Consider the following 8,531-nt stretch of genomic DNA (forward strand, 5'->3'; position numbering starts at 1 on the left):
GCTGTCCGGCGCCCCGTTGCCGCGGTTGCGCACGTAATCCGCGAGCCGGCTCGCTACCTGCCCGACGTCTTCACCAACGTCCCGGGTCAACAGCGCCAGCGCCTGCGACATGTGCTCGGAGAGCCACGGGTTGGCGGTGAACTGCACCCGGTGCGTCACCTCGTGCAGGCAGACCCACAGCCGGAAGTCGGAGGGCTCGACCCGCAGTTGCCGCTCGACGGCGATCACGTTCGGATACACCAACAGCAGGCAGCCCTGCTTCGCGGCCGCGAACGGGTCGTACTGGCCGAGGATCCCGGACGACACGAACGCCAGCACGGCGCCGGTCTGCGCGCCGGTGACGCGGCCGGTGAGGAAGCCCCGCGGCTTCTCGGCGCCGTTCATCATCACCCGCATCGACTCCGCGGCCGCGCCGATCCATTGCGGGCGGTCGACGATGCGGGCGGCAGGCACGGCGCCCTGGGTGACCAACCCGGTGACCTCGCGCACCGGCGGTTCGGCCTTTGCGGCCGAGTTGGTCAGCTCGTCGATCACCTGCCGCCGGGTGTAGTCGCTGGACGGCGGACCCGGCCGGGCCAGCCGCTGGCCGACGGTGGCCGCGAAGCCCCAGTCCACCGCGGTGCCGAGCGTCAGCTCCGAGGGCGGGCTCATGAGCACCCGCAGGACCACAGCTTGGTGGCCAGGGCGTCCATCGCGTTGCGGCCGTTGGGTCCGGCGGCGTTGGAGATGAAGGCGAACGTGAGCACCCGTCCGCTGCGGTCGGTGAGCACGCCGGCCAGGGCGTTGACGGCGGTCAGCGATCCGGTCTTGGCGCGCAACCAGCCGGCCGGCCCCTGATTGGAGCCCGCATCGGTGAAACGGTCGCCAAGCGTTCCGCTCCCCGCGGCGATCGGAAGGAGGTCCAGCAGCGCCCGCAGCGCCGGCTGGTCGGGTCCTGCGGCCGCCTGCAGCACGCCGTCGAGTGTCTTGGCGGTCAACCGGTCGTCGACGGAAAGCCCGCTGGAATCCATCAACGTGATGCCGCCGGTGTCGACGTGCGCGGTGCTCAACCGGTTGGACACGGCATCGGCGGCGCCGGCGAAGCTGCGCGGCCGGTTGATCGCTGCCGCCACCTCGCGGGCGATGCATTCGGCCATCACGTTGTCGGAGTGGTCCATCATCTCCGACAGCCGCTGGACCAACGGCGCCGACTGCACGACGGCCAGCTGCCGCGCGCCGGACGGGGCCGTCGCGACCGTCACCGCCGCGGGGTCCAGGCCAAGGGCCTTGGCCAGCTCCCGCCCGGCGTCCAGCGCCGGGGTGCGGGAGCGCCGGGAGTTGACGGTGGTCGGTTGGATGCGCCCGGCGTCGATCATCACCGACTCGATCGGCGCGATGTCGCCGTTGTCGACGTCGGCCGCGTCCCATCCCTGCGCCATCGTCGGCCCGCTGAACGCCGAGGTGTCCACCTGCACCGTGGTTGGCGTCACGCCGCTGCGGCGGATCTGCTCGACGAGGTCGCTGATCCGGGCCGATCCGCGGTACCAGGTGTCGACGCCGGGCGGCGCGGCCGACAGCGCCGGGTCACCGGCACCGACCAGCACGACGGGCCCCTGGGCGTTCTGGCTGCCGGCCACCACCCGCGTGCTGATCCGGGCCTGATGGTCCAGCGTGAGCAGGGCCGCGGCCGCCGTCAGCACCTTGTTCGTCGACGCCGGCACCAGCGGCATGTCGTTGGCGACCTGCCAGAGCTCTTTTCCGGTCAGGGCGTCGGTGACCCGGGCGCCCAACCTGCCGAGGTTGGGATCGGCGGCCACGGCCCCCAGCACGGCCGCCACCCCGGCGGGGCTCGGTGTCTCGGCGGTGTCGCTGACCGGGACCATTCCCGGCTTGACGGTCGGCGCGTGTGGGGGCGGCATCGGGGCGTGCGAATTGTTGCCGCCGTGCCCCGCCGAGGTGAAAAACGTTGCCGCCGCGACCACCGCGGCGACAAACGCCAGCACGGCCAACCCGACGAACACATGGGTGGATTTTTGCCAGCGAGTGGGACCCATCGCTCTCCTGACTGTCTCCCGCCCATTCTGCCGAATCCGCCGCACAGGCCTCGACTAGGGTGATCCCCGACGCAAACGGACCACCGCGAAACGCCCAGATCTAAGGAGCGCCCAGTGCAATTCGACGTGACCATCGAGATTCCGAAGGGCCAGCGCAACAAGTACGAGATCGACCACGAGACCGGACGTGTGCGTTTGGACCGCTATCTCCACACCCCGATGGCCTATCCCGCTGATTACGGGTTCATCGAGGACACCCTCGGCGAGGACGGGGATCCGCTGGACGCGCTGGTGCTGCTGCCCCAGCCGGTGTTCCCGGGTGTGCTGATCGAGGTGCGGCCGGTGGCGATGTTCCGCATGGTCGACGAGAAAGGCGGCGACGACAAGGTGCTGTGCGTGCCGGCCGGCGACCACCGGTGGGATCACGTACAGGACATCGGCGACGTCCCGCAGTACGAGTTGGACGACATCAAGCACTTCTTCGAGCACTACAAGGACAACGAGCCGGGCAAGTTCGTCAAGGCCGCCGACTGGGTCGGCCGCGCGGACGCCGAGGCCGAGGTGCAGCGCTCGGTGGAGCGGTTCAAGTCGAACGGGCACTGACGCCTTACGGCGTGCGGTGACGCTCACGGCGTAACCGCACACCGGTTTCCGGTGGCATCCTGGCGATGTGACCCCGGTGTTGCATTTCGCGGCCAACTTCTGGTGGCTGGTCTTCCCGCTGGGCGGCGCAATCGGTGGAGGCCTTCGGGCCGTCGCCGCCGCGAACGAGCGGCGGGCCGAGCGACGGCTCGAACGGTATCGGCTCAAGCAGCAAGCCAAGATCGCGGTGGCCGAGGCCTCCGGGCGGGCGCGGACGAACCGGGACAGCGACCGACGAGAGATCGCCAAACTCGTTGAGGCGCATGATCGGACCGACGCGCGGTGGCTCGACTACGAGGTCGATATCGCGCGATTGCTGGACTTCCCGATGATGACCGATATGCGGGCTCCCCTGACCGTCGCGTTTCACAAGGCGAAGCGGCATGCGGACCTACTGCGGCCGGAACCGCCCGAAGATCTGCTTGGCGACCGCGACGCGTTGGCCGAATACCGCGACGCCGTCCACGAGTACATCAGTGCGTTCGAGATCGCCGAGGCGGAGGCGATTCGCCGGCGCCGCAGCGACTTCTCGGCGGACGAGCAACAACGGATGGCGCGGGCCCAGAGCCTGCTGCACCTCGCGCAGGACGACGCCGCCACCCGCGAGGAGCGACAGCATGCCTACGTGCGGGCGAGCAAGGAACTGGACGGCCTGATCGCGCTGCCCGCCCCCGCGAGGGTCAGCATCGAACGGCGCATCGCGGGCCAGATCGAGGCCTAGGCCGCCGGCGACGCGGCCGCCCTGGCCTGGCGCCGATTGCGCAACACGCTCCAGCCCAGCGCGGCCCCGATGAACACCACGCCGACGGAAGCGGTGAGGGCGTCGGGAACCTCGAAGTGCGGGTTGATCGACAGCAGCATGATCACCGCCAGCACGCCGATCGCCCAGTGCGCGCCGTGTTCCAGGTAGACGTAGCGGTCCAGCGCTTCCTGCTTGACCAGGAAAATGGTGATGGACCGGACGAACATCGACCCGATCAGCCCGAGGCCCAGCGCGATGACGACGGGGTCCGAGGTGATCGCGAAGGCGCCGGTGACCCCGTCGAACGAGAACGCGGCGTCGAGCACCTCGAGATAGAGAAACATGGTCAGGCCGGCCTTGCCGGCCGCTTTTCCCGCCGAGGCCGCCTCGATGTCCGGCGGCCGAAACGCCCGGCTCAGACCGTTGACGACCAGGTACGTCACCAGCCCGAGCAACCCGGCCGTCAGCACCGTCGCCCGCTCCGCACCGGAATGCGCCAATCCCGTTCCCACCAGGACCAGCGCGACAGCGGCCACCGCCACCGGCACCTGGCCCAGCCGCCCGATGCGGGCGAACGGGATCTCGATCCACTTGAGCCACTTGATGTCTCGGTCGTGGAAGACGAAATCCAGGAACAGCATCAGCAGGAAGGTCCCGCCGAACGCCGCGATCTGCGGATGCGCGGCGGCGATCAGCTTTTCGTAGCTCGGTGAGCCGTCGGGGAATTCCAGCGCGCCGTGCGGCGGCGGATGCAGCGCCAACTCCATCGCACGAACCGGATCGAGGCCCGCGGTTGCCCACACGATCAACAGCGGGAAGAGCAGCCGCATCCCGAACACCGCGATCAGAATCCCGACGGTCAGGAACATCTGCCGCCAGAACGGGCTCATCTGCTTGAGGATCGCGGCGTTGATGATGGCGTTGTCGAACGACAGCGAGATCTCGAGGGTGGCGAGTACCAGCAGCAGGAAGAGGTCCTTCAGGCCGCCGTGGGCATATCCGACCGCGAGGGCCGCCACGGTGACCAACAGCGAGATCCCGAAGATGCGCAAGGCGGCCAAGGTCCTTTCCGACAGCCGCCCACGATAGCGAACAGCGGTCGCCGCCGCAGACCCGTGTCCACGGGACTTACTATTTTCAGATTGTGGCGATGCCCGAAGTCGGCGGTACCCCAGCGTCCACCGGCGCCGGTCCGATCACGCGCGGCAGCGTGGCCCGGGTCGCCACCGCGACGGCGCTGACCGCCCTGTGCGGGTACGCGGTCATCTACCTCGCCGCCCGCGACCTGGCGCCGGGCGGCTTCTCGGTGTTCGGGGTTTTTTGGGGGGCCTTCGGTCTGGTCACCGGCGCCGCGAACGGTCTGCTCCAAGAGACCACCCGGGAGGTCCGCTCGACCCGGCACCTCCCGGATGTCCTGCGCGTTGCCGACGAACCGCGGACCCACCCGCTGCGGGTCGCCATGCTGGTCGGGGTGGGCGCGGCCGTGGTGATCGCCGGCACCTCGCCGCTGTGGAGCGGGCGGGTCTTCGTCGAGGAACGCTGGCTGTCGGTCGGGCTGCTCAGCGTCGGGCTGGCCGGGTTCTGCGTGCACGCCACCCTGCTGGGCATGCTGGCCGGCACCGATCGATGGACCGGCTACGGAGCCCTGATGGTCACCGACGCCGTCATCCGGGTCGCCGTCGCCGCCGCGACCGTCCTGCTCGGCTGGCGCCTGGTCGGCTTCCTGTGGGCCACGGTCGCGGGCGCGGTCGCGTGGCTGATCATGCTGGTCGCGTCGCCCTCGGCCCGGGCGGCCTCCCGGTTGTTGACACCCGGCGGGGCCCAGACCTTCCTCCGCGGGGCCGCCCATTCGATCACCGCCGCGGGCGCCAGCGCGATCCTGGTGATGGGGTTTCCGGTGCTGTTGAAGCTGACCAGCAACGAGCTCGGCGCCGAGGGCGGGGTGATCATCCTCGCCGTGACGCTGACACGGGCGCCGCTGCTGGTGCCGCTGACGGCCATGCAGGGCAACCTGATCGCGCATTTCGTCGACGCGCGCAGCGACCGCATCCGCGCCCTGATCGCCCCGGCCGGCATCATCGGGGGCATCGGCGCGGTCGGGGTGCTGGCCGCCGGGGTGGTGGGCCCCTGGCTGCTGCGGGTCGCGTTCGGGCCGCAGTACCACGCCGGCGGGGCGCTCCTGGCCTGGCTGACGGCGGCCGCGGTGGCGATCGCGATGCTGACGCTCACCGGTGCGGGCGCCGTCGCGGCCGCGCTGCACCGGGCATACGCGCTGGGCTGGGTGGGCGCGACGGTCGCGTCGGGCCTGTTGCTGCTCCTGCCGCTGGCGCTGCAGACGCGCACCGTGGTCGGCCTGTTGTGCGGCCCGCTGGTCGGAATCGGCGTTCATCTGGTGGCGCTGGCGCGCGCCGACCGCTTAGCCGGCTGATCCTGGCTAACCTGGTGGGCTAGATGGTTACTGAAGCCAAATACTCGGGCGCCTGGATCGTCATCCCGGCCTTCAACGAAGCCGCCGTCATCGGCGAGGTGGTCGCCGATGTGCGTTCCGTCTTCGACAACGTCGTGTGCGTGGACGACGGCAGCACCGACGACACGGGCGAGATCGCCAGGCGCGCCGGTGCTCACCTGGTGCGCCACCCGATCAACCTGGGGCAGGGCGCGGCCATCCAGACCGGCGTCGAGTACGCGCGCAAACAGCCTGGGGCGCAGGTTTTCGCCACGTTCGACGGCGACGGGCAACACCGGGTCAAGGATCTGGCCGCGATGGTCGACCGGCTCTGCGCGGAGGACGTCGACGTCGTCATCGGGACGCGGTTCGGCGCCCGTGTCGGCGCCCGGCCGCCGTTCCTGAAGCGGCTGGTGCTGCAGACCGCCGCGCGGCTGAGCCGGCGCGGTCGCCGACTTGGCCTGACCGACACCAACAATGGGCTGCGCGTCTTCAACAAGAAGGTCGCCGACGGGCTCGACATCACCATGAGCGGGATGAGCCACGCCAACGAGTTCATCATGCTGATCGCCGAAAACCATTGGCGCGTGGTCGAACAACCGGTAGAGGTGCTCTACACCGATTACTCGAAGTCGAAGGGCCAGCCGCTCCTCAACGGGGTGAACATCATCTTCGACGGGTTCCTGCGAGGGAGGACTTCACGATGAACTGGATCCAGGTGCTGCTGATCGGGACGATCATCGCGCTGCTGGTCTACCTGCTGCGGTCCCGCAGGAACGCGCGGTCCCGGGCCTGGGTCAAGGTCGGCTACGTCGTCTTCGTGCTGGCCGGCGTCTATGCCGTGCTGCGGCCCGACGACACCACGGTCGTCGCGAACTGGTTCGGGGTGCGCCGCGGCACGGACCTGATGCTCTACGCGCTCGTCATGGCGTTCTGCTTCACCACGCTCAGCACCTACATGCGGTTCAAGGACCTCGAGCTGCGCTACGCGCGCCTCGCCCGGGCGGTCGCGCTCGAGGGCGCCGAGGAGCCCGACGCTCCTCAATCCGCGTCGAACGTCTAGCCCCCAGGCCCTCGTGCACTCAAGCCGCGAACGCACACCCGAGCTGTGCCCACGCTCGGCGCAACGTCAAAGAGCGCGCGTCTTGCGGAAGTACTCGACCGTGCGGCGCACGCCGTCGTCGAGCCCCACCCGCGGCCGCCACCCCAAAACCCGCTCGGCCAAACCGATGTCGAGGCACGACCGCCTCAGGTCGCCCAGCCGCGGCGGGTGAAACTCCGGGTCGTCGGGCGCGCCGACGGCGGCGGCCACCGCCGAGTGCAGTTGCCGGTCCGAGGTTTCCACGCCGGTGCCCACGTTGAAGCGCTGACCGCCGCCCGCCTCGCCGGCGGCCTTGACGAAGGCGTCGACCACGTCGTCGACGAACACATAGTCGCGGGTGTTGCCGCCGTCGCCGAACACCTTGGTGGGCTTGCCCGACAGCAGCCCCTGGGCGAATATCGCCACCACGCCCGCCTCCCCGTGCGGGTCCTGGCGGGGGCCGTAGACGTTGGCCGGCGCGATGTGCGAGCAGTCCAAGCCGTAGAGGTGGCGGAAGGTGTTCAGGTAGATCTCGCCGGCCACCTTGCCCGCGGCGTACGGCGAGGCAGGGTCGGGCTGCACCGATTCGGGGGTCGGATACACCGGCGGCGTGCCGTAGATGGACCCGCCCGACGAGGTGTGCACGACCTTGCGCACCCCCGTCTGCCGCGCCGCCTCGGCCAGGCGCACCGTCCCGACGACGTTGACCGAAGCGTCGAACTGTGGGTCGGCGACCGAGTGCCGCACGTCGATCTGGGCAGCCAGGTGGAACACCACCTCGGGCCGGTGCTCGTCGAGGATCGCCCGCAGATCGGCGGTGACGATGTCGGCCTCGACGAAGACGTGCGACGGGTTGTCGGCCAGGTGCTCGAGGTTGGTCGCACGGCCGGTGGCGAAGTTGTCCAGCCCCACGACCGCGTGGCCGTCGGCCAGGAGGCGGTCGACTAGCGTCGACCCGATGAATCCGGCTGCTCCGGTGACCAGTGCGCGCACCGGCCCACCATACATAGCGGCCGTGGCCATCGCGCTGATCGCCGCTGCGCTGGGCATACGCGCGGCGCTGGCGTTCGGGGGCTACTTCTACTGGGACGACCTGATCCTCATCGGTAAGGCCGGCACCCACAACCTGCTGTCGCCGGCATACCTGTTCGACGACCACGACGGCCACGTCATGCCCGGCGCCTTCCTGGTCGGCGGCGCGATCATCCGGCTGGCCCCCCTGAACTGGACGGGGCCGGCGATCAGCCTGCTGGTGCTGCAGCTGCTGGCCTCGCTGGCGCTGCTGCGGGCCCTGCACGTCATCCTGGGCTGGCGGCCGGTGCTGCTGATCCCGCTGACGTTCGCGCTGTTCACCCCGCTGGCGGTGCCGGGGTTCGCCTGGTGGGCTGCGGCGCTGAACTCGCTGCCGATGCTGGCCGCGCTGGCCTGGGTGTGCGGCGACGCCGTGCTGCTGGTCCGCACCGGCAACGGGCGCTACGCGGTGACCGGGACGCTGGTGTACTTCGGCGGGCTGCTGTTCTTCGAGAAGGCCGCGGTGATCCCGTTCGTCGCGTTCGCGGTGACCGCGCTGCTGCGCCACGTGCAGGG

The 8,531-nt window shown here is 70.1% G+C and carries 9 protein-coding genes and 1 pseudogene; 6 read left to right on the forward strand and 4 right to left on the reverse strand.

All coding sequences use genetic code 11. From position 1 onward, the window contains the following. Positions 1-651, reverse strand: a 651-nt coding sequence (locus tag A9X03_RS18165) for a zinc-dependent metalloprotease (protein WP_197696098.1), incomplete at its 3' end; no start/stop codon positions are given. Continuing rightward, positions 648-2,033: a D-alanyl-D-alanine carboxypeptidase/D-alanyl-D-alanine-endopeptidase gene (gene dacB, locus A9X03_RS18170; RefSeq protein ID WP_156746594.1), complete on the reverse strand. Its 1,386-nt coding sequence runs from the start codon at positions 2,031-2,033 to the stop codon at positions 648-650. The genes A9X03_RS18165 and dacB, both read right to left, overlap by 4 nt. 114 nt (positions 2,034-2,147) lie before the next feature. Between dacB and A9X03_RS18175 the strand changes: the two genes are divergently transcribed. Then, on the forward strand, positions 2,148-2,636 hold the full coding sequence (locus A9X03_RS18175) for an inorganic diphosphatase (RefSeq protein WP_067758773.1): 489 nt from the start codon (positions 2,148-2,150) through the stop codon (positions 2,634-2,636). 67 nt (positions 2,637-2,703) lie between these two features. Then, positions 2,704-3,396 carry a hypothetical protein gene (locus A9X03_RS18180; protein ID WP_067780392.1) on the forward strand — a complete coding sequence of 231 codons (693 nt, stop codon included), beginning with the start codon at positions 2,704-2,706 and terminating at the stop codon, positions 3,394-3,396. Here A9X03_RS18180 and A9X03_RS18185 read toward each other — a convergent pair. Next, the gene (locus A9X03_RS18185; RefSeq protein ID WP_067758783.1) at positions 3,393-4,478 is read right to left on the reverse strand and encodes a DUF475 domain-containing protein; all 1,086 of its coding nucleotides are present in this window, start codon (positions 4,476-4,478) and stop codon (positions 3,393-3,395) included. The two genes, A9X03_RS18180 and A9X03_RS18185, sit on opposite strands and share 4 nt — an antisense overlap. 89 nt (positions 4,479-4,567) lie before the next feature. Here A9X03_RS18185 and A9X03_RS18190 point away from each other — a divergent pair, with 89 nt between their 5' ends. From A9X03_RS18190 to A9X03_RS18200, 3 genes are read left to right on the forward strand one after another with little or no spacing between them, the layout of a single operon-like run. Then, positions 4,568-5,845, forward strand: a complete 1,278-nt coding sequence (locus A9X03_RS18190) for a hypothetical protein (protein WP_067890499.1) — start codon at positions 4,568-4,570, stop codon at positions 5,843-5,845. Positions 5,846-5,868: 23 nt separating this feature from the next. Further along, positions 5,869-6,570, forward strand: coding sequence for a glycosyltransferase family 2 protein (locus tag A9X03_RS18195; RefSeq protein ID WP_067758786.1), 702 nt, complete (start codon positions 5,869-5,871; stop codon positions 6,568-6,570). Continuing rightward, positions 6,567-6,926, forward strand: a complete 360-nt coding sequence (locus tag A9X03_RS18200; protein ID WP_067758790.1) for a DUF2304 domain-containing protein — start codon at positions 6,567-6,569, stop codon at positions 6,924-6,926. The genes A9X03_RS18195 and A9X03_RS18200 overlap by 4 nt, the downstream gene beginning before the upstream one ends. Positions 6,927-6,992: 66 nt before the next feature. Here A9X03_RS18200 and A9X03_RS18205 read toward each other — a convergent pair whose 3' ends face one another. After that, positions 6,993-7,937, reverse strand: coding sequence for an NAD-dependent epimerase/dehydratase family protein (locus A9X03_RS18205; protein WP_156670205.1), 945 nt, complete (start codon positions 7,935-7,937; stop codon positions 6,993-6,995). On the opposite strand from A9X03_RS18205, the pseudogene A9X03_RS18210 reads away from it, so the two are divergent. After that, positions 7,903-8,531: pseudogene (locus tag A9X03_RS18210) on the forward strand (hypothetical protein); the annotation flags it as partial. The gene A9X03_RS18205 and the pseudogene A9X03_RS18210 overlap by 35 nt on opposite strands.

This window comes from Mycobacterium sp. E1715 (assembly GCF_001667625.1).
Lineage (GTDB): Bacteria > Actinomycetota > Actinomycetes > Mycobacteriales > Mycobacteriaceae > Mycobacterium.